Genomic DNA, 26,528 nt, shown 5'->3' on the forward strand with positions numbered 1-26,528 from the left:
GGTACCTGCAACTTTCCAGGGTGACCGCGGGGATTGCCTCAGTACCAGGAGATGGTCTCGGCGCGGTGGTGGATGCGGGTGCCCTCTGCGGGGATGCGGTACCCGTCGCCCTGCTTGACCTGTGCGAGGTGGTAGGCCCCGCCGTCCTGCGACTTGGAGCTGTCACCTCGGTGGAACGTCACATAGCCGTACGGTCCACTTCCGTCGTACAGCACGACGGAGCCGCTCCACTTGAGCTGGTCGTCGGCCTTGCTCCAGGTGTTGTCGCCGACCTTGCCGTCCGCAGTGAGGCCGTAGCGCTTCTGCCAGGCAATCGTGGCGTCTCTGGTCCCGGGGCCGAACTGCCCGTCGATCTCGAAGAGATCCAACAGGTGTTCGGAGGCCAGGATGCTCTGCCACAGGAAGACGATGTCGGTGTTCGAGGACTCTCCGCAGCCGTAGCAGAGGGAGTTGCCGAGTTCGTCGAAGTGGTCGCCGAAGTCATCGGTCACGGAGTCGGCGCCGTCCACGAAGGTGGTGCCGTACGCCCCGGAGTTCCCCGCGTAGGCGGCCTGTGCCGGGGTGGTGGTCAGCATCAGTGACAGCCCGGCGGCCAGTGCGCCCAGGCCCAGCTTCCAACGAGTGATGCGCATGAGAGTGTCCGTCCTCAGAGGGTGGTCAGCTGGTTGAAGTGGACGCGATAGCCGCGCATCGACTTGACGCCGTCGTACTGAAAGACCTCGTGGACTCTGTAGGCGCCGCTGTCCTGGGTCTTCGACGTGCTGCCGCGGTTGAAGACCACCGCGCCGGAGTTGTACTTCCCGGTGTAGGTGATGTCGACGTTGGAGAGCCACACGAGCTTGTCGTCGGCCTTGCTCCAGGTGTTGTCCCCGACCTTGCCGTCCGCGCCGAGGCCGTAGCGCTTCTGCCAGGCAATGGTGGCGTCTCTGGTCCCGGGGCCGAACTGCCCGTCGATGTCTCCGAAGTTCAGCAGATCCTCGGCCACGAGGATGCTCTGCCAGAGGACGACGATGTCGGTGTTCCAGGAGTTTCCGCAGCCGTAGCAGAGGGAGTTGCCGAGTTCGTCGAAGTGGTCGCCGAAGTCGTCGGTGAGCTTGTCGGCGCCGTCCACGAACGTGGTGCCGTACGCCCCTGAATTCTGCGAGTACGCGGCATGCGCGGGGCCGACGGCGAGCACCGTGGCCAGTCCTGCGGCTATGGCGGCGAGGCCGATCTTCCCTTGCTTCTTCAACGTGGGTGTCCCTTCGGGTGGAGGAATCGGCGCGCGTGGCCGTGTGCTCAATGTGCCGGGAATGCGAGGGAAGGCGTACCTGCAAGGTTTTAGGGTGAGGTGGGTTCACCACCCGCCTGTGCCGTCGATGCGTCCGGGGGAAGCTCGCACCACACCGTCTTGCCGATGGGTGTCAGCCACACGCCCCAGCGTCGGGCGACCGCGTCGAGCAGGAGGAGGCCGCGGCCCGTCTCGTCGTCACCGCTGGGGCTGCGTGCGATGAGCCAGGTGTGCGGGTCGGGGTCGGTGACCTCCAGGCGCGTACGGCCGTCCGGGGTCAGAAACAGGCGGACGGTCACGGCGGCGCCCTCGCCGACGTGGTTGATCATGTTGGTGAGCAACTCGCTGACGCAGAGCTGGGCTTCGGGGCAGGGTGCGCCCAGGTGCTCGCGTACCGCGTGGCGTACCTCGGCTACGGCCTTGGGGAGCGCGAGCAGTTCGAGGACGAGCGGTTCGGTCACCGTCCCGCCGCCTTGCGCAGGGCGGTGATCAGGGCGCGGGCGGTGGCCTGGTCTTCGACGCAGGCGTCGGTGTCGTGGTGGGGGTGGGGATGCATGGGGGTACGTCTCCGTGTGCGGTCTGTGACGAATCACTCACAGACTGGCGTCGAGTTGCGTACCGTGAAAGGGGATTCGGCTGTGCACGAGCAAGTGAGAAACGGCGGTGATGAGTTGTGCCCGCGAAGAAGGACCCTGACGCGTCGACGAGTGTTCCCTGCTTCTACGGCGCCGAGTTGCGCTACAGGAGGGAACAAGCGGGGCTGACGCTGGAGCAGTTGGTGGAGGGGAGTTTCCGGGGGATCTCGTTCCTCAGCCAGATCGAGCGGGGCGAGCGGGGGATGCCGATGGACTTCGCCAGGCATGTGGACGAGCGGCTGGGGACGGACGGGTTTTTCCAGCGGCGGTGTGAAGACGCGGCCAAGGCGCGGCGGGCGGGGCACCAGTGGTACTCCGCGGAAATCCCGGACATGGAGAAGCAGGCGCAGACGCTGGAGGAGTGGGCACCCAATGTCGTCCCGGGGCTTCTGCAGACCGGAGCGTACATGCGGGGTCTCATTCGGTACGTGGAGCCGGAGACGCCACCGGAGACGGCCGAGGAGCGTGTCAATGCACGGTTGGCGCGTGCGGAGTTGTGGAAACGCGAGGACCGGCCCACCTACTGGGGGATCCTGGGCGAGTCAGTTATCCGGAGGACGCCGCTTCCCCCGGCCGTGTTGGCCGAGCAGTTCGAGCACATCCTCGACGTGCTCCGCTCCACGCAGAGCGTTCTCCAGATCATTCCGGAAACGACCTCCTGGCACCCCCTCATGAACGGCATGGCCAAGATCATGACCTTTGCCGACGCTCCCCCGGTGGTGTACACCGAGGGTGATTCCACTGGGAAGATCGTCGACTATCCGGCCCATGTGCAGGCGTACCGTCGTAAGTACGATCTGCTCAGGGCCGTCGCGCTGCCACCCGAGGCGTCCCTGGCCTTGATGGAAGAAGCAGTGAGGACCTACAAAGATGAAGCGCAGCAAGGGGATTGACCCGAGTTCTGTCGCTTGGCGCAAGAGCAGCTACAGCAACGCCGAAGGCGGCGAGTGCGTCGAAGTAGCCGACAACCTCCCCGGCACCGTCCCCGTCCGCGACTCCAAGAACCCCACAGGCCCCGTCCTCCTCTTCGGGGACAGGGCCTGGGCCCAGTTCGTCGGTGCGCTCAACGCGTAGCGGCTCCCAGTCGCTCGGACCACTCCTGGAACTTCGGGGCGACGCGCATCAGCTCTCCGCTGTCCGGCCCGGCCGTCAGGTAGTAGAGGGACTCGTCCACGGGGTCGTCGTCGCCGCCCCAGCGGACCGCTCCCGCGCAGCCCGAGACGATGTCCCGGATCGTCCGGACCTGCTGCGGGAAGTAGCTGCCCCGGGATCTGGCGCCGGGGACGAGCCGCAGGGCCGTACCCGACGACAGGTTGGAGGCGGGGCTCGTCAACGGTGTGCGGCCGATTCTGCTCCAGCCCTGCACGTCGCCGGCGCGGAGTTCCTGGACCTCGTAGTGGAAGCGGCGCGCTATGTGGAGGAGAAGGAGTTCCGGCAGCCCGATCCGTACGTCGACGCGGAGTCCGGTTCCGGAGACGGAGCGGGTCCAGACCGTCGAGACGTGGTTGGCCTGGTTCTGGATCTGCCAGCCGTTCTGCGACAGTGGGATCTTCGTCGGCCGGAGGCCGGACGTCGGCGCGATGCGGTCGGCTGCCGTGGCTGTGCCGGTTGGAAGGAGGTACGCGGCCGTGGCCGCGGTGCCGACGGCCAGGACGGTGCGTCGGTTGGGGTGTGCGCTCATGTCGAAGCCCTTCTCAGCTCGTCCGGATGGTGCGGTTGTACTGCTCCAGGACCCGGTACAGGCCGAGCAGTTCGCCCCCGTACTTCTCGGCCCCGTCGCCCGTGCCGTTGTAGCGGGCGAGGATGGCCTGTGAGTCGCTGTCGCTGGTGTTGAGGCCGGGGCGCGGGACGCTGATCTGATGCGCGTTGTAGATGGTGAGATAGGCCGCGGTGCTGATGTTGTACGTCGGGTCCTCGTGCAGGTTCTTCCACACGGACGCTTTGTCGGCGTCGGTGAGGCGGTCGCCGTTGATGATGCCCTTGTCGATGCAGTAGTTACGGGCCTCGATGGCTACCCAGGCGAAGATCTGCCCCCAGCCGGTGCTGCAGTCGTCGTCCCGGCCGAGTTGGACGGCCGTGTCGGCGGCCAGGTCCAGGGGATTCCACTTGCGCAGCTCCCACAGGACAGGAGCCTGGACCAGGGCCTTGCGCAGGCGGAGAATCCTGGCGAGGTCGGTGAACAGCCAGTCCATTCCGATGACGGCGTCGAAGGCGGCGGTGGTGGAGATGCCGCCAATGGTGGCCCAGTCCTTGTCGTTCCAGTTGTCGCCGCCGGTCTCGGGAACCCCGATCGACTCCAAGTAGCTCTGGACGTCCCGAAGGGCGGCGTCGTGGTAGGAGGAGACGAAGTCCTTGTCGAGACCGGTGGGGTCCTGGCCCGAGTCGAAGGAGTTCTGGCCCCGGTCGCGACCGGAGACGATGTCGACGTCGATCTCGATCTGTCCGTCGCCGGAGCCGATGGTCTTGGTGACGATCTGGTCGAAGGCCCAGTTGCGGGGGAGGGGATAACCGATGTTCCCGGAGAACCCGGCCGACATGTCGGACACGAAGCTCGTGACGGCGTACCCCTGGTCGGAGACGCGCTGACACACGTTACGGGCGCCGTAAATGCCCACTTTGTACGAGGAGTTCTCAGTGATCATCCCGTGCACACCCCTGAAGTGCGGGATGACGTATTTGGTGACTTCCCAGTCGACGGCGTCGTAGTCGACGGCGAAGTAGATGGTGGTGCCGTCCTTGAAGCCGTGGAACTTCGCCCAGCCGATGGCCGCGAGCGCGGCGTGCACACCCGCGTCGTAGGAGAAGTCGTCCGCGGAGCGGTTCCAGGTCTGGTAGATCGGGAAACAGCTCAGGCCGTTGGTGGCGATGAAATGAAGCTCGTCGGGCTGGATCTGCTTCTCCGGCAGCTCGCTTCCTCCCGGGTTGAGATAGCGGCCGACGATCTCAATGCCCTCGGCCTTGAGGGTCCTGGCGCGGGCGCTGGTGATCCTTGTGACGCCGTCACAGGCGGCTCCCTTGCGGGTCTGGTCGCCGTAGGAGACCAGCAGCGATGCCCAGGTCGAGGCGTCCGCCTTGCCGGTTTCGTCGAGCTCCACGAACCGCTGGAAGGCGCGGACGGCCTCGGCCATGCTGGGGTCGAAGGTCGCGGTGAACGTGGTGGAGCGCTTGGTGAGGCAGAGGGCCGCGGAGAAGAGGCGTACCCAGTCTCCGGTGGAGCCGACGGCCGGCGGATTCAGAGCCTTCAGCCCGGCCAGTGTCCCCGGACCGAACCAGCCGGTGGCGACGCCGTCGGCCATACCCAGCTCGTACTGGACGGCGTAGATCATGGACGTGGCGACGTTGCGGGAGTAGTGGCCGTCGCACGGCATGATGAAGAAGTCGCGGCGCTTGACGTAGCGGCCGTTGAGCCACCGCTGGACTTTATAGATCGTCTCCGATCCGTTGTTCACCACCTCGTAGGCGTCCATCGTCAGCAGGGACTTGAAGACCTTGGGGACGAGGTCCGATTCGGGGAAGGCGTTGGCGACGCCCATCCGCTGCTTCATGAGGGTGACCGCGGCGGCGGTTTCGGCGTCGTAGACGCCGTTGATGCCGCTTCCGTTGTAGCCCTTGGCGTAGAGCGCGGACTGGATGATCATGGTGACGTTGGCGGGGGTGTCGAGGTGGCCGATGCTCGGCCACCTCGACTCCAGCCTGGACAAAGTCGTCGGACCGAAGTTGTTCGACAGACCGGTGATACCGAGCTCGTACTGGAGGGCGCGGGTCAGGGCGTACATCAGATCCCAGCCCGTGTTGCCGTCCTCGTCGACCTTCACGCCGATCTTGGCTTCGCCGTAGACGGTGTTCACGAATCTCTGGGCCCTGCGGACCATCTCGTCTGCCACGTGACGTCCCTTTCCGGAGGGGTAGGACGTCCACCGTGGCCGTGGACGGAGTGCAGGGGTACCTCAAAAGTTTCAGGGCATCCGTGGTCGGGCGGTGACCGTCCTTCAGGACCCTCGAACGTTCCAGGTTCCCCGGCCCCCACACCTGCGGCACAGTGACCGGCATGACCGAGAGCGGCGCATCAGGCCTCCCCGCCCTTGCGCAGCGCGCTCCACGTCGTCGGTCCCACGATCCCGTCCGCGTCCAGCCCGGCTCGCTTCTGGAACCTGACGACCGCCCCATGGGTCAGCGGCCCGAAGTCGCCGTCCACCTCGCCGACTTCGGTGATGCCGTGCAGGTACCGGAGCAGGCACTGGGCCTCACGGACCTGGCTGCCGCCGTCGCCCTGGGCGATTTCGAAGTCCCATGTGCTGTTCCAGCCCGCGGTGTAGCCGCGGCCGTGCTGCTCGTCCTCGTACACCGCGGGCTTCTCGCAACTGGGCGGTGCCGCGGCGGCCGGGGCGTCGTCGCGCAGGGTGTATGTCACCGTCGTCGCGCCCAGGGCGGCGGCCGCGAGGAGCGCCGCGACCAGCACCGGGCGCCGCCACCGCCGGGGCCGCAGCCGCGGCAGCCGGGCCGACCGGGAGGCGCCCGCGGCCTGTTCCACCCGGCGCAGGAGTGCCCTGGTGTCGGGGACACGAGCGGCGCGTTCGCTGTGCGTGGGGGCCAGGCAGTCCCGGACGATCTCCCGCCAGGTCTCCGGGAGTTCGGGGGACAGCCGCAGCTCCTCGGCGCCGCTCGCGTAGCGCGTCGCCGCGTCGGTGCGGGCCTGCGTGCTGCCGCCCGGCAGCGGGAAGGAGCCCGTCAGGACGAGGTGCACGATGACGCCGAATGCCCAGATGTCGGCGGAGGGCCGGATCCGCGTGCCCCGCTCGTCGATCTCGGGCCAGAGCAGCTCAGGCGGCGTGTAGTCCGGCGTGGCGAACGCGGGTGCGTAGGCGTGGGTGCCCTGCAGCTCGGAGGCCAGGTTGAAGTCGGCGAGCCGTACCGAACCGTCCTTCAGCAACAGCACGTTGGCGGGCTTCAGGTCCCCGTGCACCCAGCCCGCGTGATGCAGTTGGTGCAGGCCCTCGCAGATCTGGGCGAGCAGCGCGGGCCCCGCCTCCGGCTTCGGCGTGTGTTCCAGCACGGCGTCCAGGGAGCCCTCGGCGCGCTCCAGTACGAGGACGGTGGCACCGTCGAGTTCGGGGTGGTCCGGGTCGTCGACCGTGAGCGTGTCGTACATCCGGATCAGTCGCGGTGCGCGCAGTCTCTCCAGCAACTCCACCTCGCGCTCGGCGAGTTCGCGCAGGTGACGCAACTGGCGTGGGGTGCGGGTGCCGGTGGGCAGGAACTTCAGCGCCGCCTGGCGGGGGAGTTCCGGGTCGTTCTCGCCCGTGTGTCTGGCCGCGTAGACGGTGGCGAACGCGCCGGAGGCCAGAGGCTCGCGGATTTCCCAGGAGCCCAACCGATAGCCCTTCGGCACGGCGACGGCGTACGACCTGTTCACCGCACTACCTCGCTCGGGGCGGGGTTGAGCACCGCGAGGTCGTCCTCGCGGATGAGGTCGAAGCGGAGCGCCAGGGACACCAGCGACTCCTTCTTGCCGTTGACACGCAGACCGGGCTCCGCGGTGTCCGGGGCGGGCCGCAGCCGCAGCTTGACGGCGAGGTAGTCGATGTTCCAGTAGACGGCGGAGCGGCTGACCGCGGGCCACACGGACCGCAGCCGGTCCACCAGTTGCTCGACGGCGGGCAGCGGAGCGTGCGGCTCGCCACGCAGGCGGGGTTCGCACAGCGCGGCCAGAACCGCGAAGTAGCGCTTGGTGCGATCGAGGGCGAACGCCGGTGCGGTCAGGGCCCCGGAGAGCCCGTGGCGCTCGACACTGCGAAAGGCGTGGCGCGGCGCCCAGACGTCGAAGGCGAGCAGGTCGCCGGCGGCGGGCAGCACCACCCGGGAGAACTCGAACGGCACGGGCGCGTCCAGCCGGCCCGGCGCGACCTTGACGTGCTCGCCCGCCCCCTCCGGGTTGTCCACGACGTAGGTCTGGTCCTCGCTGAGATTGCTCAGCAGCCAGAAGTTCCGGTGTGCCGTGATCTCGCCGGCGACCCGGGGCACCCCTTGGTGGTCGATGGTGAGCCCGCCGTCCGTCCCGGCCCTGCCGAACGTCAGCCGTTCGCCCGAGGCGATCCTCACCTGCCCGTCCGCGCTGCCGCGCGTCGGTGGTACGACGATGACGCTGTACATGGAGTCGTCCCCCTCCTCCTGCGACGTCAGGGGGCGCAACCCCCAAGTCCGACGAGGGGGAGGGTAAGGGACGTTCCCGAACGAGTAAGAAGCATTGCGTCTGATACGGCGCGTCTGTGAAGAATTCGTGAGAGATGGCGGCACGACGGGGGATACCTCAGACCTCTCAGGGTCACTTCTTGCCGGGCGGCGTGTACTCCTTGAGGTAGTGAGCGACGCGGGCGGCGTAGTCGCGGTACTTCGGGGGAACCCCGCCCGCGTCGTTCACACTCCGGGACGATGTCCGGTAGGCGGCCGCCAGCAGCACCCGGCGGTCGCCGGACAACCCGGTCGGTTCGAGGCGCGGTTCCATGAAGCAGAGGTAGCGAGCCACGGCCGGGATGGACTCGGCGGGGGTGAGCGGAGGTTTCGGTGTCTCCTTCGCGGCGACGCCGTCCGCGCGGATGTACCAGCGCAGGATGCTCGGGCTCCAGCGGGCGATGCCGTACTCGCCCTCGTCGCCCGCGGTGGGGTCGGACAGGTCGGGGTCGAAGTTGCTCTCCGCCTTCAGCAGCGCGGCGATCAGCGCGGGCGTGACCTCCGGCTGGACGCAGTCGTGGGCCGAGTCCACGATCAGCCGGCGGTAGGCCACCGGGACGCCTTTGTCCGTGCGGAGTTCGGAGGCGCCGTAGGTGGCGGGCGTGACCTTCGTCGTCCCGGTGGCGGAGTCCTTGCCGTCGCTGCCGCCGGAATCGGCCCAGGTGGTGATGCCATAGCCGATGGCGGCCACGGCGACGGCGGCGGTCGCCGTGACCAGCACCGTCGTACGGCGGGAGCGGCGGCGGGGGAGCAGGGCGCGGGGCAGCCGCGGGGAGCGGGCCGTGCCCGCCGCGGCCTCGACCCGGCGGAGCAGGACGTCGGTGGAGACGCGGTCGGCGTGCGTACGGGCCAGGCAGTCCCGCACGATCTCCCGCCAGGCGTCCGGGAGTCCGGGCGACAGGCGCAGCTCGTCGGTGCCGCGCGCGTAGGCGGCGGCCGCGTCCCGGCGGGCCGTCGGCGTGCCGCCGGGCAGCGGAAAGGAGTCGGTCAGCAGCAGATGCGCCAGGACACCGAAGGCCCACACGTCGGCCGAGGGGCGGATACGGCGGCCGCGCTCGCCGATCTCCGACCAGAGCAGTTCGGGCGGGGTGTAGTCGGGCGTGGAGAAGGCGGGGGTGTAGGCGTGGGTGCCCTCCAGCTCCGCCGCCATGTTGAAGTCGGCGAGCCGGGCCGAACCGTCCTTCATCAGCAGCACGTTGGCCGGTTTCAGGTCGCCGTGCACCCAGCCCGCGCGGTGCAGCTGGGCCAGCCCCTCGCAGATCTGCGCGAGGAGGACGGGGCCGGCGGCGGGGCGGGGCGAGGCGGTGAGCAGGGCGGACAGGGAGCCTTCGGCCTTTTCCAGTACGAGGACCGTGGCGCCGTCGAGGCCGGGGTGCCCGGGGTCGTCGACGGTGAGGGTCTCGTACATCCGGATCAGCCGCGGACGCCTGAGCCGGCGGTGCAACTCCACCTCCCGCTCGACGAGTTCCCGCAGGTGCGCCAGCTGGCGGGGGGTGCCCGTGCCGGTGGGCAGGAACTTCAGGGCGGCCGTGCGCGGCGACCCCTCCGGGCCGTCCGTGCGCGACTCCTCCGTGCCGTCCGTGCGCCGCCCCACGTACACGCTGCCGAACGCCCCCGTGGCGATCGGCTCGCGCACCTCCCAGCCACCCACCCGGTATCCCTTGGGGACCGGTACGGCGTAGGGCTCGCTCACCGTGACTCCCGTACGGCCGGCGCCGCCAGGACGACGAGGTCGTCCTCCCGGACCAGGTCGAAGCGGAGCGCCAGGGACACCAGGGACTCCTTCTTGCCGTTGAGCCGCGGGCCCGGGTCGGCTGTCTCCGGGCCGGGCTTGAGACGCAGCTTCACGGCCAGGTAGTCGATGTTCCACTGGACGTTGGTGCGCGAGGCGGCCGGCCAGCCGGGACGCAGGCGCTCGACGACCTGGTCGACGGTGGGCAGCGGGGCGTGCGGCTCGCCACGCAGGCGGGGTTCGCACAGGGCGGCCAGGACCGCGAAGTAGCGCTTGGTGCGGTCGACGGAGAAGGCGGGCGCGGTGGTGTCGCCGTCGAGGCCGCCCTCGGTGCGCAGGTAGTCGTGGCGCGGCGCCCACACGTCGAGTGCCAGCAGGTCGCCGGCGGCGGGCATGACCACGCGCGAGAACTCGAACGGCACCGGCGCGTCCAGCCGCCCCGGCCCCACCTTGATGTGCTCGCCCGCGCCCTCCGGGTTCTCCACGACGTACGTCTGGTGGGCGCAGAGGTTGCTCAGGGTCCAGAAGGCGCCCTGCGCGGTGATCGCGCCGGCTCTGCGGGACACTCCGTCGTGCGGAACGATCAAGTCGTTGTCGTGTACGGAGCGGCCGAAGGTGATCCGCTCACCGGGCGCGAGCCGCATTTGCGCGCGGTTCGGCTCGCCCTCCGGGGTAGGCGGAGGTACCACGATGATGCTGTACAAGGTGCGTCTCCCCGTGCCTGACGGCTACAGGAGCCAGAGTAGGGGGACGCGCCAGGGCCGTGTCCCCCTCGAAAGGGTGAGACACGGCCCTGGGCGGTGAATGGCGCAAACGCTACGTCCGCGAAGGGCCGGTGGGCACGGCCCGCAGGCGGACGGAGGTCGGCTCTTCCGATCAGTTCTTCTGGACGACCATCGTGCTGGAGGCCTTGTCGTGCCAGCCCTGCTGACGGCCCGACTTGTCCCAGAACGGGGACAGGTAGACGATCAGCTGGCCGATACCGCAGGCGAAGCTGCCGACGACCGGGATGATCCAGCGGATGAACGCGGCGCCCAGGCCCGGCTTCTGGCCCGTGTCGGCCTTCACCACGCGGATGCCGACGGCCATCTTGCCGAGGGTCGCGCCCACCAGGCCGGTCATCAGCCACTCGTAGAGCAGACCGGCGATCGCCAGGGCGCCGAACACCGCGCCCATCGAGGCCACGATGCTGCCGCTGGCGTCGTTGATGCAGGAGTTGTAGTCGGCGGAGTTCGGGTCGCAGTCCTGGGCCGCGCCGATGGAACCGGCGATGCCCGCGAAGGCGAAGATCATGTAGATGACGGAGAGGATCACCGTGTCGATCAGGCGGGCGCCGAGGCGGCGGCCCATCGAGGAGACGCGGGGACCAGGGCCGCCCGCGTAGTCGGCCCCGCCCGGGTAGCCCGGGTACTGGGGCGCCTGCGGGTAGCCGTAGCCCTGCTGCTGCGGGACGCCCTGCGGGGCCTGGGGCGCCTGCGGGTAGCCGTAGCCGGGAGGCTGCTGGCCCTGCTGGGGGTAGCCGTAACCGGGCTGCTGTGGCTGTTGCGGCGGCTGCTGCGGCTGTTCGTAGGGGTTGTTGGGCGAGCCGAAACTCATGGCGGGATTCCTCCGTTGCGCAATGGGGACGATGCGGATCGTGCGGAGGAACGTCACACTCTGAGCGGTATGCCCCCCGAACATCAACCGCGATACTGCGCCACACATCGTTCTCCGACAGGCGAGTTGTTGTCCAGCCGCAATCCGCATGTGTTGTGCAAGTGCAACATCGCTGATCATGGGGGGATACGGCGGGACAGGCGCCGCGCGGCCCAGCGGGCCCCGGATTGGAACCAGGGCAGGGTCATCCGCGAGGATGGGTCCATGACCGCCCAGATTCTCGATGGCAAGGCCACCGCAGCCGCGATCAAGTCCGATCTGACCGCCCGCGTGGCGGCGCTGAAGGAGAAGGGCGTCACGCCCGGCCTCGGCACGATCCTGGTCGGGGAGGACCCCGGCAGCCAGAAGTACGTCGCCGGCAAGCACCGCGACTGCGCCCAGGTCGGCATCGCCTCCATCCAGCGCGAACTGCCGGCAACGGCGACGCAGGCGCAGATCGAGGCGGTCGTACGCGAACTCAACGAGGACCCGGCCTGCACCGGCTACATCGTCCAGCTGCCGCTGCCCAAGGGCATCGACGAGAACCGCATCCTCGAGCTGATGGATCCGGACAAGGACGCCGACGGTCTGCACCCGATGAACCTCGGCCGCCTCGTCCTGAACGAGCCCGCCCCCCTGCCCTGCACCCCGAACGGCGTCCTGACCCTCCTGCGCCGCTACGGCGTCGAGATCAAGGGCGCCGAGGTCGTGGTCGTCGGCCGTGGCGTGACCATCGGCCGCCCGATGCCGCTGCTGCTCACGCGCCGCAGCGAGAACGCCACGGTGACCCAGTGCCACACCGGCACCCGTGACCTGTCGGCGCACCTGAAGCGCGCGGACATCATCGTCGCGGCCGCCGGCTCGGCCCATCTGGTCCGCGCCGAGGACGTCAAGCCGGGCGCGGCCGTCCTTGACGTCGGCGTCTCGCGCAGCGCCGAGGGCAAGATCGTCGGGGATGTCCACCCGGACGTCGCCGAGGTGGCCGGCTGGATCTCCCCGAACCCCGGCGGCGTCGGCCCCATGACCCGGGCCCAGCTGCTCGTCAACGTGGTCGAGGCGGCGGAGCGCAGTGTCGGCTGAGAGCGACTTCGACAGCACAGAGGAGCTCGAGGTACGGGACCCCGTCAGCGCGCCCGACGTCGAGGGCGCGCCACGGCGTGTCACGCGCCGCTTCCCGCTGTTCACCAGGGACACCGCCCGCCCCGAGGGCGGCGGCCGGGCCGCCCCCCGCGAAGCCCCGGCGCCAGCCCGGCAGTGGCCGGTCCTCGCCGTGCTGTCCATGGTCGGCCTCGGCCTGCTGCTGACGGCCTTCGACCTGTTCCGGTACGGCACGCTGCTGATCGGTGTCGCGCTGCTGACCGGCGGTGTCCTGCGCTGGGTCCTGCCGGACGTCGGCATGCTCGCCGTGCGCTCCCGCTTCACCGACCTGGTCACGTACGGCGTACTCGGCCTCGCGATCGCGCTGCTGGCGATGATGGTGCAGCCGGAACCGTGGCTGGTGATCCCGTTCCTGAAGGACACGCTGCACTTCACCGTGAGCGGTTAGGGCCTGTCCGGCGGATCAGGTCGCAGGAAATCGGCGGCGTCTAATAAGCGCTGGTGAGCGGGGTCTGGTGCGTCCAGCTGCAAGGCGGAGGAGGGAGTCGACGCGGAGCGATGGGGGTCCCCCCGCGCGAGCTCTGTTCGAGCGTGGGGGAGAGTGACGACAACGCGGCAGATGGGCGCCCGCCGCGATGGGGGTCCCCCCGCTCGAGCGAAGCCGAGAGTGGGGGAGGCTAGTGTCACTGCGACCCCGCGTCTGCGGCATGATCCGCCGGACAGGCCCTAAGCGCACGGCAGCACAGTGGCGGCCCGTCCTCTCCCCCGAGTAAGGACGGGCCGCCGCCGGGATCCACACTCCTGTACGGCAACTGCCTGTTCAACGGCTTTCAGTCGGCTGTGGCACGGAAGTGACCGTTCCGCTACGGTGTCCGCGCCCTGCCACAGCCGCCGCCGAACCGGGAACCGATCACCCCTGTGACGTCGTCACTTGCTCAGGATCAGGCAGGGCGGGCGAAGCCGTGGAGGTGGCCGATGGGCGGCTGGCAGCCGTTGCCGGAGGATCTGCCGCCGGAGGTGCGGCACTTCGTGGAACAGCTGCGGCTCCTGAAGGACCGCACCGGCCTCAGCTTGGTCGCCCTCGGCGCCCGCACGGCGTACAGCAAGTCCTCCTGGCACCGCTACCTCAACGCCACCCAGCCCCCGCCCCGGCAGGCCGTCGTCGCCCTGTGCCGGATCGCCGGCCTCGCCGGCACGGACGCCGAACGCTTCGGCGTGCGCTGGGAACTGGCCGTCCAGGCCTGGCCCCGCCCGGCGACGGCGCCCGCGAAGCCCGCCGACGGCCGGGAGTCCCCCGGGGAACAGGAGTACGAGGGCGATCCCACGCTGCCGTGGTGGGACACGCCACCCGAACAGAGCGGTCGCGGGCCGGGCGGACGGCTGCTGTGGTCCGCCGTACTGCTGCTCCTCCTGACCCTCCTGACCCTCCTGCTCGGCCTCGTCGGCGCCGTTGCGTTTGGGTGAGCCGGACACTGCCGTGATGGGTGGTATTTCCGGTGTGTCATACCTGTGTCGATGTGTTGACAAGTTCGCGGATTTGACACGAAGTGGTTCGACATCGGGGTTAGCGTGGCCGATCTGCCGGTCGTGGGGTGGACCTCGGTACGAAGGGCGTGCAACGGTGCATGCTCGCGATCGCCACACTCCGGTGCGCCCCCACCCCGGGAACTGAGATCCTGAATGGGCGCATCCCTGTGGGTAGCCACAACGGGGACTCGGCAGAGGGCACCACGCAGAGGGCACCACGCATGGGGAAAAGCGGGGAAATACCAGCACAACCGGGGGGAAGAGGGGGGGTTGCAATGCCTCGTTGGAGGGCCTTGCCGGAGGAACTCGATCCGCAGGTCAGGGAGTTCGCGAGCCAGCTGCGGCGGCTCGTGGACAGAAGCGGCCTGAGCATCGCGTCGGTGGCCGACCGCACGGGTTACAGCAAGACGTCCTGGGAGCGTTACCTCAACGGCCGGCTCCTCGCGCCCAAGGGCGCGATCGTCGCCCTGGCCGAGGTCACCGGCACCAATCCCATTCATCTGACGACGATGTGGGAGCTCGCCGAGCGCGCCTGGAGCCGCTCGGAGATGCGCCACGACATGACCATGGAGGCCATCCGGATCTCCCAGGCGCGCGCCGCGCTCGGCGAGTTCGGCGCGCCCGGGCCTCCGGCGAACGCGGGCGGCGGCAAGACGGCCCGCAAGAACGGCAGCGCCACGGTCACGCCCGGCATCGCCGGACCGGCCGGCGTCGTGCCGACCGTGCCGGCCCAGCCGACGGCCCCGGAGACCCGGGACGCGGCGGGCGACGTACGGGAGGTACGGCCGCCGGGGGTGGGGCCGGGCAGCCCGAAGGGTGGTTCGGCGGGTGGTTCGTCGAGTGCTTCCGCGGGCGCCAACTCGTGGGGGATGGCGGGCTATCAGGGGCCGTCGCAGGGCGGCGGGCGCAGAGCCGGATCTGCCGGATCTGCCGGGGCGCTCGGGTCCGCAGGGTCGGCCGGTTCGGTCGGGTCCGCGTCGTCGGCCGACGGTCCGGTCCGGACCTCAACGCCGTCGAGCCCGTACGGCGAACCCCCGCAGGGTCCCCGTCCGGGCCGGGGGCGCTCCGAAGGGGCGGGCGGCAAGCGGCGGCTGACGATGTTCCTCGCGGGCGTCGTCGGTGTGCTCGTCGTGATCTCGGCCGCGTTCCTCCTCACGGACGGCGGGGGCGACAAGAAGGAGGGCGCCGCCAAGTCGCCCACACCGGCCGCCAGTACCGAGGCGGATCTGCCGCCCGGTGTGAAGTGCAGCGGTGACTCCTGCACCGGCAAGGACGCCGAGAGCATGGGGTGCAGCGGCGAACTGGTGACCACCGCCAAGACCGCGACCGTCGGCACGACCGTCGTCGAGGTCCGCTACAGCGAGACCTGCGGCGCGGCGTGGGGACGTATCACCCAGGCCGCGCAGGGCGACGAGGTGCGGGTGACGGCCGGCAAGGCCACGCAGAACGGGACCACCACCGGGGCGGGGGACGCGATCGCGTACACGCCGATGGTGGCCGTGAAGGACGCCGGGGAGGCGAAGGCCTGCGCGACGCTGGCCTCCGGGCAGGAGGGGTGCACGAAGTAACCGGCTTGACCGGCCTGACCGGACGCCCGGAAAAAGAATCCGGGAGGGGACGCATGGCCGCCTGAATCGCGGGCACGCGAACGTTACCCCCACGGGAGTCCGGCAACCGGTACCCCCAAACGGCGGCCGCTTCGTCCTCCCTCTCCCGGACGGGCGGCCGCCGCTTCATGTAGGCACTTCATGTCGGCATTTCATGTCGTCCGAGTCGAGCGACTACGACTTGTGGGGTGGGCCACACAGCCCCGCACGTCCGGGATCCCGGATGCGCGATAGCCTGACCGCTGGATCTCTCTTGACGCCAAGAGATCGATCAAACGTCCGGGGCAGGGACGCCCCACCGCCAGCTGTCATACGGAGAACGCCATGACCCGCACTCCCGTGAACGTCACCGTCACCGGCGCGGCCGGCCAGATCGGTTACGCCCTGCTCTTCCGCATCGCCTCCGGCCAGCTGCTCGGCGCGGACGTGCCGGTCAAGCTGCGCCTTCTGGAGATCACCCCGGCGCTGAAGGCCGCCGAGGGCACGGCCATGGAGCTGGACGACTGCGCCTTCCCGCTGCTGCAGGGCATCGACATCACGGACGACCCGAACGTCGCCTTCGACGGCGCCAACGTCGCCCTCCTCGTGGGCGCCCGCCCGCGCACCAAGGGCATGGAGCGCGGCGACCTGCTGGAGGCCAACGGCGGCATCTTCAAGCCGCAGGGCAAGGCCATCAACGACCACGCCGCGGACGACGTCAAGGTCCTCGTCGTCGGCAACCCGGCCAACACCAACGCGCTGATCGCCCAGGCCGCCGCCCCGGACGTACCGGCCGAGCGCTTCACCGCGATGACCCGCCTGGACCACAACCGCGCGCTGACCCAGCTCGCGAAGAAGACGGGCTCGACGGTCGCCGACATCAAGCGCCTGACCATCTGGGGCAACCACTCCGCCACCCAGTACCCCGACATCTTCCACGCCACGGTCGCCGGCAAGAACGCGGCCGAGGTCGTGGGCGACGAGAAGTGGCTCGCCGAGGACTTCATCCCGACCGTCGCCAAGCGCGGCGCCGCGATCATCGAGGCCCGTGGCGCCTCCTCCGCGGCGTCCGCCGCCAACGCCGCCATCGACCACATCCACACCTGGGTCAACGGCACGGCGGACGGCGACTGGGCCTCCATGGGCATCCCGTCGGACGGCTCCTACGGTGTCCCCGAGGGCCTGATCTCCTCCTTCCCGGTCACCACCAAGGACGGCAAGTACGAGATCGTCCAGGGCCTGGACATCAACGAGTTCTCCCGCGCCCGCATCGACGCCTCCGTGAAGGAGCTCGAGGAGGAGCGCGAGGCGGTCCGCGGTCTCGGCCTCATCTGAGCCGCACCCGAACCCCATCTGAGAGCTCCCCTCGGCGCACCCGGCCGGGGGGAGCTTCTTCATGTGCGCGCGGTCAGCCGCGCGTCGTCAGCCGCTTCTCGAACCAGTGGTGGGCGTAGACGTGATCGACGTACGCCGGGATCTCCCCGTACCCGCACGCCCGGTACATCGCCCGCGCTTCGGTGAGCACCGCGTGCGTGTCGAGGCGTACGACCGTCCAGCCGCGCCGCAGCGCCTCCCCCTCCAGCGCGCCGAGCAGCCGTCGGGCGAGCCCCAGGCGGCGAGCGTCCGGGTGCACCCACACGTGCCGGATCTCGCCGACGCCGGGTTCCAGGCGCCGTAGCGCCCCGCAGCCCATCGGGCGGGCCACGGTGCCCGCGGTGCGCTCGTACGCGACGAAGAACGCGCCGGCGTCCCCGGACACCTCCTCCGGCCGGACGAGGTCGGACTTGTCGAAGCCCTCCGGGAAGCGGGCGTCGATGTCGGCGGCGTAGGCGTCCAGGCAGGCCCGGGCGTCCGGGGAGGCGCCGTCGACGAGTTCGACGGTGATGCCGGCGAGGCGCAGCAGGCGCTGTGCGGTGGCCAGTGCCCCGGTCAACTCGGCGCGCTGGCCCGGGGCGAGGCCTTGAAGCAGCCCGGCGGCGAAGGCGCCCGCCCGGCGGTTCTGCTCCTCGACCTCGGCGCGTCCCGCGGGGGTCAGCTCCACCCGCCGCAGCCGGTTGTCACCGGGGTGCACGCTCATCCTGACCAGGCCCTGTGCCTCCAGGGCCTTCGCCATCCGGCTGAGATACCCGGCGTCGAGACCGAGCCGGGCCCTGAGCTCGCGCAGGGACGCCCCGGACGCGCTCTCGTGGATCTCGAACAGCAGCCGGGCCTCGCCGAGCGGGCGGTCCTGGCCGAGGTAGTGGTGGTCGAGGACGCCGATGCGGCGCGTGAAGTAGCGGTTGAACCGGCGGAGGGCCGCCACCTGGTCTGTCGACACTGGCTCCATAGTTCTTTGACTGTAGTCAAAGAACGCGAGTGGTGCCCGCATGTTCAGTGAGACAGCGCACTTTCGGCCATGGATTGCGCATGCAATCCGAAGCCGGGGGCATGCGCTCACGGTCCCGGTGAGTGACACGTATGTGACACAGGGGCACTGAACAGGAACGGAAGGCAAGACCGATCATGGGGGACACAGTGGAACTCCAGGCGCGGAAGACCATCCACGTGGGCGGGGAGTGGCGTGAAGCCGTCTCCGGCGCCACGCGCGAGATCCTCGACCCCGCGGACGCCCTGCCGTTCGCCCTGGTCGCGGAGGGCGACGAGAAGGACACCGACCTGGCGGTCGCGGCCGCCCGGCAGGCCTTCGACGCCGGCGACTGGCCCCGCACGCCCGTCGCCGAGCGCGCCGCCGTGCTGCGCCGCGTCGCCGACCTCCTGGTCCGCGACCGCGAGGAGCTCGGCCTGCTGGAGAGCCGGGACGCGGGCAAGACCGTGGAGGAGGGGCGCGTCGACATCGACTGTGTCGCCGACGCCTTCCGCTACTTCGCCGACCTCGTCGCCGCCGAGGCCCCCGGCCGGGTCGTCGACGCCGGCTCGCCGGACATCCACAGCGTCGTCGTGCACGAGCCCGTCGGCGTCTGCGCGCTGATCACGCCCTGGAACTATCCGCTGCTCCAGGCCAGCTGGAAGATCGCCCCCGCGCTCGCGGCCGGAAACACCTTCGTGGTCAAGCCGAGCGAGATCACCCCGCTGACCACGATCGCCCTGATCGACCTGCTGGCGGAGGCGGGCCTGCCCGCCGGAGCGGCCAACATCGTCACCGGTCCCGGCCACTCGGTCGGCGCCCGGCTCGCCGAGCACCCCGACGTCGACCTCGTCTCCTTCACCGGCGGCCTGATCAGCGGCACGAAGGTGGCCCAGGCCGCCGCCCCGAGCGTCAAGAAGGTCGCCCTCGAACTCGGCGGCAAGAACCCCAACGTCGTCTTCGCCGACGCCTGCGCCACCGACGAGGCCTTCGACACCGCCGTCGACCAGGCCCTCAACGCTGCCTTCATCCACAGCGGCCAGGTCTGCTCGGCGGGCGGCCGGCTCATCGTCGAGGGGTCGGTCCGGGACCGCTTCGTCGCCGAACTCGCCCGCAGGGCCGGGAAGATCCGCCTCGGCCGCGGCACCGAGGACGGCGTCGAGTGCGGCCCGCTCGTCTCCGAGCAGCAGCGCGCCAAGGTCGAGGCGTACGTCGAGTCCGCGCTCGCCGAGGGCGCCGTACTGCGCTCCGGCGGCCAGCGGCCCGAGCCTTCCCCGCAGCGGCCCGCCACCGGCTACTTCTACGAGCCGACCGTCCTCGACCACTGCCACCGCGAGATGAAGGTCGTGCGGGAGGAGGTCTTCGGACCGGTCCTCACCGTCGAGACCTTCCGCACGGAGGACGAGGCGGTCGCCCTCGCCAACGACACCGAGTACGGCCTCGCGGGCGCCGTCTGGACCGCCGACGCCGGCCGGGCCCGCAGGGTAGCGGCCCGCCTGCGCCACGGCACCGTCTGGATCAACGACTTCCACCCCTACCTCCCCCAGGCGGAGTGGGGCGGCTTCGGCAAGAGCGGAGTGGGCCGCGAACTCGGGCCCGCCGGACTCGCCGAGTACCGCGAGAGCAAGCACGTCTACCAGAACCTCGCGCCGAAGCCCGTCCGCTGGTTCGCCGGCTGATCCCCGCCCCCGCTTCGCAAGCTTCGCCAGCCCCTGGAGAACCCCCCCCCATGTCCGACACCCCCCAAGTCAACGATCATGTCTACGATTACGTCGTCATCGGCGGCGGCACGGCAGGCTCCGTCATCGCCTCCCGCCTCACCGAGAACCCCGACGTCACCGTCGCCGTCATCGAGGGCGGCCCCAGCGACGTCGGCCGCGACGACGTCCTGACCCTGCGCCGCTGGATGGGCCTGCTCGGCGGCGAGCTGGACTACGACTACCCGACCACCGAGCAGCCGCGCGGCAACTCCCACATCCGGCACAGCCGCGCCCGCGTCCTCGGCGGATGCTCGTCGCACAACACCCTGATCGCCTTCAAGCCGCTGCCGTCCGACTGGGACGAATGGGAGGCGGCCGGCGCCCGGGGCTGGGGTGCGGTGCCGATGGAGGCGTACTTCGCGCGCCTGCTCAACAACATCGTCCCGGTCGACGAGAAGGACCGGAACGCCATCGCCCGCGACTTCGTCGACGCGGCCCAGAAGGCGCTCGACGTGCCACGGATCGAGAGCTTCAACAAGAAGCCGTTCAACGACGGCGTCGGCTTCTTCGACCTCGCCTACCACCCGGAGAACAACAAGCGCTCGTCGGCGTCGGTGGCGTACCTGCACCCGGTGATGGACGAGCGCGCCAACCTGACGATTCTCCTGGAGACCTGGGCGTACCGGCTGGAGCTGGACGGCAAGCGCGCCGAGGGCGTGCGCGTGCGCACCAAGGACGGCGAGGAGTTCGTCGTACGGGCCCGGAACGAGGTCCTCCTGTGCGCGGGCGCCGTCGACTCCCCGCGCCTGCTGCTGCACTCCGGTGTCGGCCCGAAGGCCGACCTGGAGGCGCTGGGCATACCCGTCGCGCACGACCTGCCGGGCGTCGGCGAGAACCTGCTCGACCACCCCGAGTCGGTGATCGTCTGGGAGACGCACGGTCCCATCCCGGAGAACTCGGCGATGGACTCCGACGCGGGCCTGTTCGTGCGCCGCGACCCCGAACACGCGGGCCCCGACCTGATGTTCCACTTCTACCAGATCCCCTTCACGGACAACCCGGAGCGCCTGGGCTACGAACGCCCGCCCCACGGCGTCTCGATGACCCCGAACATCCCCAAGCCGAAGAGCCGCGGCCGGCTGTACCTGACCAGCGCGGACCCGGCCGTGAAGCCGGCTCTCGACTTCCGTTACTTCACCGACGAGGACGACCACGACGGCCGTACCCTCGTCGACGGCATCAAGATCGCCCGTGAGATCGCCAGGACCGAGCCGCTGGCCGGCTGGCTCAAGCGCGAGGTGGCCCCGGGCCCGCAGGTCACGGGCGACGAGGAGCTGAGCGAGTACGCCCGCAAGGTCGCGCACACCGTGTACCACCCGGCGGGGACCTGCCGTATGGGCGCCGTCTCGGACGAACTCGCCGTAGTCGACCCCGAGTTGAGGATCCGCGGACTGGACGGCATCCGGATCGCCGACGCCTCCGTGTTCCCGGCCATGACCGCAGTGAACCCCATGATCGGGGTGTTGATGGTCGGGGAGAAAGCCGCCGACCTGATCGGAGGTGGTGCGTGATGACAACGACCCAGAAGACGGACCAGAACGAGAACGAGAACGAGACCACTACCGGGACCGCGCCGGTCTTCTCCGTCGAGGGCCTGTGGAAGGTCTTCGGCCCGAAGGCGGACCGCGTCCCGGCCGACCCCGAGCTGTCCGCGCTCGCCCCCGCCGAACTGCGCGCCCGCACCGGCTGCACCGCCGCCGTCCATGACGTCTCCTTCGACGTGCGCAAGGGCGAGGTCTTCGTCGTCATGGGCCTGTCCGGCTCCGGCAAGTCCACCCTCGTGCGCTGTCTGACCCGGCTGATCGAGCCGACCGCGGGCACCATCGCCATCGACGGCGAGGACGTGCGCGCCATGGACAAGTCCCGGCTGCGCGAGCTGCGCCGCCACCGCGCCGCGATGGTCTTCCAGCACTTCGGCCTGCTCCCGCACCGCACGGTCATCGACAACGTGGCGTACGGCCTGGAGATCCAGGGCGTCGGCAGGTCCGAGCGCCGTGAGCGGGCCGCCCAGGTCGTCAAGAAGGTCGGCCTGGAGGGCATGGAGCAGCGCAGGCCCGGCCAGCTGTCCGGCGGTCAGCGGCAGCGCGTCGGCCTGGCCCGCGCCCTCGCCGTCGACCCCGAGGTGCTCCTCTTCGACGAGCCGTTCAGCGCGCTCGACCCGCTGATCCGGCGCGAGATGCAGGAGGAGGTCGTCCGGCTGCACCACGAGGAGGGCCGCACGATGGTCTTCATCACCCACGACCTGAGCGAGGCGCTGAAGCTGGGCGACCGCATCGCCCTGATGCGCGACGGCCGCGTGGTGCAGTTGGGCACCCCGGAGGAGATCGTGGGCTCGCCCGCCGACGACTACGTGCGTGAGTTCGTCCGGGACGTCCCGCGCGAGCAGGTCATGACGGTGCGTACGGCCATGCGCGCCGGGGACTGCGGCGGAGCCGACCATCCCGGGGCGCTCGCCGCCGACGCGGTGGTCGCCGAGGCGATCAAGGTCGTCTCCCGCAGCCGCAAGCCCGCGTGTGTCGTGGAGGACGGCCGGTGTCTGGGGGTTGTCGATCACGAACGGCTCCTGGACGTCGTAGCCGGGACGGAGCTCCGCAAGGAGGCCGTCTGATGGCGACGATCACCGCGTCCGCGCCCCTCTCCCTACCCGGCGTCCTCAAGCACCGGGCCGTCCACAAGCTCCTGCTGATCGCCGTCGCCGCGGCGGTCCTCGTCCCGCTGGCGAACGCCCGCTGGGCCAGTGGCAGCTGGCCCGGCGCGCTCACCGTCGATGTCTCCGAACCGCTGGCCAAGACCAGCGACTGGATCATCGACAACCGCGACAGCCATCCGCTGTTCCTCTACTTCTTCGGCTACATCAGCAACGCGGTCGTCCTGTCCGTACGGGCCGTCTACCTGGTCCTCCTCGCGGCGGGCTGGGCGGGCGTCACCGCCTTCGCCGGCCTCGTCGCCTGGCGGGTGGCCGGGGTCCGGCTGGCCCTCGGCACGGCCGCCGCGTTCCTGGCCTGCGGACTGCTCGGCATGTGGGTGCCGACCATGCAGACGCTCGCCGTGATGGTCGTCGCCGTCCTCACGGCGGTCGTCGTCGGTGCCCTGCTGGGTCTCGCCGCCGGGCTGTCCGACCGTATGGACCGCGCCCTGCGTCCCGTCCTGGACACCATGCAGGTGCTGCCCGCCTTCGCCTACCTCCTCCCGGTGGCCCTGGTCTTCGGCATGGGCGTGCCCGCGGCCGTCCTCGCCACCGTCGTCTACGCGGCCCCGCCCATGGCCCGCCTCACCTCGCTCGGCCTGCGCGGCGCCGACAAGGAGGTCCTGGAAGCGGTCGAGTCGCTGGGCTCCACGGCCCGCCAACGGCTGCTGACCGCCCGTATCCCGCTGGCCCGCAAGGAACTCCTCCTCGGCGTCAACCAGACGATCATGATGGCGCTCTCCATGGCCGTCATCGCCTCGATCATCGGCGCGGGCGGCCTCGGTGACCGCGTCTACCAGGGTCTGTCCACCGTCGACGTCGGCGCCGCTCTCGCCGCGAGCATCCCGATCGTGCTGCTCGCCGTGATCCTCGACCGCCTCACGGGCGCGGCCGGGGAACGGCTCGGCGCCACCGAGCCCGACCAGCGCCGGCTTCGCGGCCGGGCCGGCTGGGGCGTCGCCGCCGCGGCCACCGTCGTCGTCGCCGTGGCGGTCCGCCTCCTCAACGGCACCGACTGGCCGTCCGGCTGGGTCGTCGCCATCGCCGAACCGGTCAACACCGCCAAGGACTGGATGGTCGACCACCTCTACACCGGCGTCCCCGTCGTCGGCGGCACCGCCGAATGGGCCGGGCACTTCACCACCTGGGTGCTCGACCCGCTCCGCGACGGCCTGCAGGGCCTGCCGTGGTGGTCGCTGCTGCTCATCGTCGCCGCCCTGGCCTGGGTGATCGGCACCTGGCGCACCGCGCTCACCGCGGTCCTCGCCCTGGCCGCGATCGGTGTCCTGGGCGTGTGGGACAAGTCCCTCGACACGCTGTCGCAGGTGCTCGCCGCCGTCGCGGTCACCGTCGTCCTCGGCTTCGCGATCGGCATCGCCGCCGCACGCAGCAGGCGCCTCGAACGCCAGCTGCGTCCCGTCCTGGACGTCCTGCAGACCATGCCGCAGTTCGTGTACCTGATCCCGGTCGTCGCGCTCTTCGCCGTGGGCCGTGCCCCCGCGGTCGCCGCCGCGGTCGTCTACGCGCTGCCCGCCGTCGTCCGCATCACCACGCAGGGCCTGCGCCAGGTCGACCCGAGCGCGATGGAGTCCGCCCGCTCGCTCGGCGCGACCACCCGCCAGCAGCTGTTCCAGGTCCAACTGCCGCTCGCCCGGCCCGCGCTGCTGCTCGCCGTGAACCAGGGCGTCGTCCTGGTCCTCGCCGTCGTCGTGATCGGCGGCCTGGTCGGCGGCGGCGCCCTCGGCTACGACGCCGTGTTCGGCCTCGCGCAGGGCGACCTGGCCACGGGTCTGGTGGCCGGCACCGCCATGGTCTGCCTCGGCCTGATGCTCGACCGGGTGACGCAGCCGACGGAACGCCGTACGAAGAAGGGAGCGTGACATGCGATTTCGTACGACTGCGCTACCTGCCCTAGTGGCCGGCGCGTCCTCGCTCCTGCTGCTGACCGGCTGCGGTGCCGCCGACATGACCAAGCAGGCCTCGCCCTTCGCCAACGCCCAGGGCGCCAAGACGGTGACCCTGTCGGTGCAGTCCTGGGTGGGGGCGCAGGCCAACGTGGCCGTCGCCCAGTACCTCCTGGAGCACAAGCTCGGCTACCGCGTCGACACCGTCCAGATCGACGAGGTGCCCGCCTGGGACGCGCTCAGCCAGGGCCGGATCGACGCGCTCATGGAGGACTGGGGCCACCCCGAGGAGGAGCAGCGGTACGTCGCCGACAAGAAGACGATCACGCGCGGCGGCGACCTCGGCGTCACCGGACACATCGGCTGGTTCGTCCCGACGTACTTCGCCAAGGAGCACCCGGACGTCACCGACTGGAAGAACCTGAACAAGTACGCCTCGCAGCTGCGTACGGCGGAGAGCGGCGGCAAGGGCCAGCTGATGGACGGCTCGCCCTCCTACGTCACCAACGACAAGGCACTGGTGAAGAACCTGAACCTGGACTACCAGGTCGTCTTCGCCGGCTCCGAGGCCGCGCAGATCACGCAGATGAGGCAGTTCGCCAAGGAGAAGAAGCCCTTCCTGACGTACTGGTACACCCCGCAGTGGCTGTTCAAGAAGGTCCCCATGACCGAGGTCAAGCTGCCCGCCTACAAGGAGGGCTGCGACGCCGACCCGGAGAAGGTGGCCTGCGCCTATCCGCACACCCCGCTGCAGAAGTACCTCAACACGGACTTCGCGAAGAACGGCGGCAAGGCGGCCGCCCTGCTGAAGAAGTTCAAGTGGACGACCGAGGACCAGAACGAGGTCTCCCTGATGATCGCCGACCAGAAGCTGTCTCCGGAGGAGGCGGCGAAGAAGTGGGTGGACAGCCACGAGTCCACGTGGAAGGCGTGGCTGTCCTGATCCCTACCTCAGCTGTGCGGCGATCTCCCGCAGAGCCGCGGTCGCCCGCCGTTGCAGGCCCGGCCCGAACGTGACGCGAGTGGCCCCGAGTTCACCGAGTTCGGTGGGCGAGGGGCCCTCGCCGTCCAGCCGGGCGTAGACGTTGATCGGCCCCTGGATCCCGGACCGCAGCAACGGCAGTACGGTCGTCGGGGCGCCGATCGGATAGACGCAGTCGGCGCCCGCGGCGACGTACGACGCGGCCCGCTCGATGGCCTGTTCGGCGGCCTGCTCGGGGTCGGTGAACCCGACCGAGAAGACGTCGACGCGGGCGTTGACGAAGAGCCGGTCGCCGGCCGCGTACCGCACCTGCGCCAGCCATTCGGCGTGCCGCCGCGGGTCCTTGAGGACACCTGAGTCGGAGTCCTCGAGGTTGCACCCGACGGCCCCCGCCTCCAGCAGCCGCTCCACCAGCTCCTTCGGCGCGAGCCCGTATCCGCCCTCGACGTCCGCCGACACCGGTACGTCCACGGCCCGTACGACCCGGGCGACCGCCGCGAACATCTCGTCGGCCGGGGTCGCCCCGTCCTCGTACCCGAGAGAGGCGGCCACTCCCGCGCTGGGCGTCGCGAGCGCCGGGAACCCCGCCTCGACACACACCCGGGCACTGGCCGCGTCCCAGGGGCCGGGCAGGACGAGGGGATCGCCGGCGAGGCGGCGGTGGTGCAGGGAGCGGAACGTGTCTACCTTGCTCACGGCTGGTAACCCCCCGGCGCGATCCTGCGGGCGACCATCACCCGGTTCCAGTTGTTGATGGCGGCGATCAGCCCGACGAGATGGGCGAGCCGGGCCTCGTCGAAGTGCTTGGCGGCCCGCTCGTACACCTCGTCGGGCACGAAGCCTCCCGCAGTCAGGACGGTGACCGCCTCGGTCAGCGCGAGCGCGGCCCGCTCCCGCTCGTCGTAGACGTCCCCGGCCTCCTCCCAGGCACTGAGCAGATCGAGCTGCTTCTGGCTCACCCCGTGCTCGCGGGCGATCGTGAGGTGCATGTCGAGACAGAACGCGCAGTGATTGAGCTGCGAGGCCCGGATCACCACGAGCTCGGCGAGCGCGGGGTCGCCGAGCCCCTTCTTCGCGGCGGCGCTGAGCGCGGACATGGCCTGCCCGACGGCCCGGTCGAGGAGCCCGGTCCGCGGCGTCG

The 26,528-nt window shown here is 70.3% G+C and carries 25 protein-coding genes; 12 read left to right on the forward strand and 13 right to left on the reverse strand.

Annotated features, from left to right (window positions below):
- Window positions 1-38 precede the first annotated feature (38 nt).
- The 3 genes from Q4V64_RS31995 to Q4V64_RS32005 all read right to left on the reverse strand — a co-directional run bounded on the left by Q4V64_RS31995 (window position 39) and on the right by Q4V64_RS32005 (window position 1,731).
- On the reverse strand, window positions 39-632 hold the full coding sequence (locus Q4V64_RS31995; protein WP_253266922.1) for a peptidoglycan-binding protein: 594 nt from the start codon (window positions 630-632) through the stop codon (window positions 39-41).
- 14 nt (window positions 633-646) lie between these two features.
- Window positions 647-1,231 carry a peptidoglycan-binding protein gene (locus Q4V64_RS32000; protein ID WP_172629169.1) on the reverse strand — a complete coding sequence of 195 codons (585 nt, stop codon included), beginning with the start codon at window positions 1,229-1,231 and terminating at the stop codon, window positions 647-649.
- 89 nt (window positions 1,232-1,320) lie between these two features.
- Window positions 1,321-1,731: an ATP-binding protein gene (locus Q4V64_RS32005; protein ID WP_124439767.1), complete on the reverse strand. Its 411-nt coding sequence runs from the start codon at window positions 1,729-1,731 to the stop codon at window positions 1,321-1,323.
- Between the two features lie 212 nt (window positions 1,732-1,943).
- Between Q4V64_RS32005 and Q4V64_RS32010 the strand changes: the two genes are divergently transcribed.
- Window positions 1,944-2,798: a helix-turn-helix transcriptional regulator gene (locus Q4V64_RS32010; protein WP_124439766.1), complete on the forward strand. Its 855-nt coding sequence runs from the start codon at window positions 1,944-1,946 to the stop codon at window positions 2,796-2,798.
- Window positions 2,776-2,979, forward strand: a complete 204-nt coding sequence (locus Q4V64_RS32015; RefSeq protein ID WP_124439765.1) for a DUF397 domain-containing protein — start codon at window positions 2,776-2,778, stop codon at window positions 2,977-2,979. Before Q4V64_RS32010 ends, Q4V64_RS32015 begins: the two co-directional genes overlap by 23 nt.
- Here the strand turns inward: Q4V64_RS32015 and Q4V64_RS32020 are convergent.
- The 7 genes from Q4V64_RS32020 to Q4V64_RS32050 form a co-directional block, all read right to left on the reverse strand.
- Window positions 2,969-3,586, reverse strand: a complete 618-nt coding sequence (locus tag Q4V64_RS32020; RefSeq protein WP_124439764.1) for a hypothetical protein — start codon at window positions 3,584-3,586, stop codon at window positions 2,969-2,971. The two genes, Q4V64_RS32015 and Q4V64_RS32020, sit on opposite strands and share 11 nt — an antisense overlap.
- A gap of 13 nt (window positions 3,587-3,599) precedes the next feature.
- Complete coding sequence (locus Q4V64_RS32025) at window positions 3,600-5,789, reverse strand: glycoside hydrolase domain-containing protein (RefSeq protein WP_124439763.1); 2,190 nt, start codon at window positions 5,787-5,789, stop codon at window positions 3,600-3,602.
- A 182-nt stretch (window positions 5,790-5,971) separates the two neighbouring features.
- Complete coding sequence (locus tag Q4V64_RS32030) at window positions 5,972-7,318, reverse strand: serine/threonine-protein kinase (protein ID WP_124439762.1); 1,347 nt, start codon at window positions 7,316-7,318, stop codon at window positions 5,972-5,974.
- Window positions 7,315-8,055 carry an FHA domain-containing protein gene (locus tag Q4V64_RS32035; RefSeq protein ID WP_124439761.1) on the reverse strand — a complete coding sequence of 247 codons (741 nt, stop codon included), beginning with the start codon at window positions 8,053-8,055 and terminating at the stop codon, window positions 7,315-7,317. The genes Q4V64_RS32030 and Q4V64_RS32035 overlap by 4 nt, the downstream gene beginning before the upstream one ends.
- A 172-nt stretch (window positions 8,056-8,227) precedes the next feature.
- A complete protein-coding gene (locus tag Q4V64_RS32040) occupies window positions 8,228-9,826 on the reverse strand; it encodes a protein kinase (protein WP_124439760.1) in 1,599 nt (532 codons plus the stop codon).
- Window positions 9,823-10,569: an FHA domain-containing protein gene (locus Q4V64_RS32045; RefSeq protein ID WP_172629168.1), complete on the reverse strand. Its 747-nt coding sequence runs from the start codon at window positions 10,567-10,569 to the stop codon at window positions 9,823-9,825. Before Q4V64_RS32045 ends, Q4V64_RS32040 begins: the two co-directional genes overlap by 4 nt.
- A 172-nt stretch (window positions 10,570-10,741) precedes the next feature.
- Complete coding sequence (locus Q4V64_RS32050) at window positions 10,742-11,461, reverse strand: RDD family protein (RefSeq protein WP_124439758.1); 720 nt, start codon at window positions 11,459-11,461, stop codon at window positions 10,742-10,744.
- A 264-nt stretch (window positions 11,462-11,725) separates the two neighbouring features.
- On the opposite strand from Q4V64_RS32050, the gene Q4V64_RS32055 reads away from it, so the two are divergent.
- From Q4V64_RS32055 to Q4V64_RS32075, 5 genes are all read left to right on the forward strand, one after another.
- Window positions 11,726-12,580, forward strand: a complete 855-nt coding sequence (locus Q4V64_RS32055; RefSeq protein WP_124439757.1) for a bifunctional methylenetetrahydrofolate dehydrogenase/methenyltetrahydrofolate cyclohydrolase — start codon at window positions 11,726-11,728, stop codon at window positions 12,578-12,580.
- On the forward strand, window positions 12,570-13,046 hold the full coding sequence (locus Q4V64_RS32060; protein ID WP_124439756.1) for a DUF3017 domain-containing protein: 477 nt from the start codon (window positions 12,570-12,572) through the stop codon (window positions 13,044-13,046). Before Q4V64_RS32055 ends, Q4V64_RS32060 begins: the two co-directional genes overlap by 11 nt.
- 527 nt (window positions 13,047-13,573) lie before the next feature.
- The gene (locus Q4V64_RS32065) at window positions 13,574-14,062 is read left to right on the forward strand and encodes a helix-turn-helix transcriptional regulator (protein WP_124439755.1); all 489 of its coding nucleotides are present in this window, start codon (window positions 13,574-13,576) and stop codon (window positions 14,060-14,062) included.
- Window positions 14,063-14,400: 338 nt separating this feature from the next.
- The gene (locus tag Q4V64_RS32070; protein WP_124439754.1) at window positions 14,401-15,693 is read left to right on the forward strand and encodes an XRE family transcriptional regulator; all 1,293 of its coding nucleotides are present in this window, start codon (window positions 14,401-14,403) and stop codon (window positions 15,691-15,693) included.
- A gap of 363 nt (window positions 15,694-16,056) precedes the next feature.
- A complete protein-coding gene (locus Q4V64_RS32075; protein WP_124439753.1) occupies window positions 16,057-17,046 on the forward strand; it encodes a malate dehydrogenase in 990 nt (329 codons plus the stop codon).
- A gap of 73 nt (window positions 17,047-17,119) precedes the next feature.
- On the opposite strand, the gene Q4V64_RS32080 is transcribed toward Q4V64_RS32075, so the two are convergent.
- On the reverse strand, window positions 17,120-18,037 hold the full coding sequence (locus Q4V64_RS32080) for a MarR family winged helix-turn-helix transcriptional regulator (protein ID WP_124439752.1): 918 nt from the start codon (window positions 18,035-18,037) through the stop codon (window positions 17,120-17,122).
- 176 nt (window positions 18,038-18,213) lie between these two features.
- Between Q4V64_RS32080 and Q4V64_RS32085 the strand changes: the two genes are divergently transcribed.
- Genes Q4V64_RS32085 through Q4V64_RS32105 form a run of 5 tightly spaced genes read left to right on the forward strand, consistent with a single transcriptional unit; the run spans window position 18,214 to window position 25,348 of the window.
- Window positions 18,214-19,734 carry an aldehyde dehydrogenase family protein gene (locus Q4V64_RS32085; protein ID WP_124439751.1) on the forward strand — a complete coding sequence of 507 codons (1,521 nt, stop codon included), beginning with the start codon at window positions 18,214-18,216 and terminating at the stop codon, window positions 19,732-19,734.
- A 50-nt stretch (window positions 19,735-19,784) separates the two neighbouring features.
- Entirely contained in the window at window positions 19,785-21,326 is a 1,542-nt protein-coding gene (locus Q4V64_RS32090; protein ID WP_124439750.1) for a GMC oxidoreductase, read from the forward strand.
- Entirely contained in the window at window positions 21,326-22,423 is a 1,098-nt protein-coding gene (locus Q4V64_RS32095; RefSeq protein WP_253266921.1) for a glycine betaine/L-proline ABC transporter ATP-binding protein, read from the forward strand. Before Q4V64_RS32090 ends, Q4V64_RS32095 begins: the two co-directional genes overlap by 1 nt.
- Entirely contained in the window at window positions 22,423-24,381 is a 1,959-nt protein-coding gene (locus tag Q4V64_RS32100; RefSeq protein ID WP_124439749.1) for an ABC transporter permease subunit, read from the forward strand. The genes Q4V64_RS32095 and Q4V64_RS32100 overlap by 1 nt, the downstream gene beginning before the upstream one ends.
- Before the next feature lies 1 nt (window position 24,382).
- Window positions 24,383-25,348 carry an ABC transporter substrate-binding protein gene (locus Q4V64_RS32105; protein WP_124439748.1) on the forward strand — a complete coding sequence of 322 codons (966 nt, stop codon included), beginning with the start codon at window positions 24,383-24,385 and terminating at the stop codon, window positions 25,346-25,348.
- 3 nt (window positions 25,349-25,351) lie between these two features.
- Here Q4V64_RS32105 and Q4V64_RS32110 read toward each other — a convergent pair whose 3' ends face one another.
- Both Q4V64_RS32110 and Q4V64_RS32115 read right to left on the reverse strand, forming a co-directional pair.
- The gene (locus Q4V64_RS32110) at window positions 25,352-26,083 is read right to left on the reverse strand and encodes an isocitrate lyase/phosphoenolpyruvate mutase family protein (protein ID WP_124439747.1); all 732 of its coding nucleotides are present in this window, start codon (window positions 26,081-26,083) and stop codon (window positions 25,352-25,354) included.
- Window positions 26,080-26,484 (reverse strand): carboxymuconolactone decarboxylase family protein, encoded by a 405-nt coding sequence (locus Q4V64_RS32115; RefSeq protein ID WP_124439778.1) that lies wholly within the window; start codon window positions 26,482-26,484, stop codon window positions 26,080-26,082. The genes Q4V64_RS32110 and Q4V64_RS32115 overlap by 4 nt, the downstream gene beginning before the upstream one ends.
- Between the last annotated feature and the right edge of the window lie 44 nt (window positions 26,485-26,528).

The organism is Streptomyces sp. NL15-2K (assembly GCF_030551255.1).
Classification (GTDB): Bacteria; Actinomycetota; Actinomycetes; order Streptomycetales; family Streptomycetaceae; genus Streptomyces.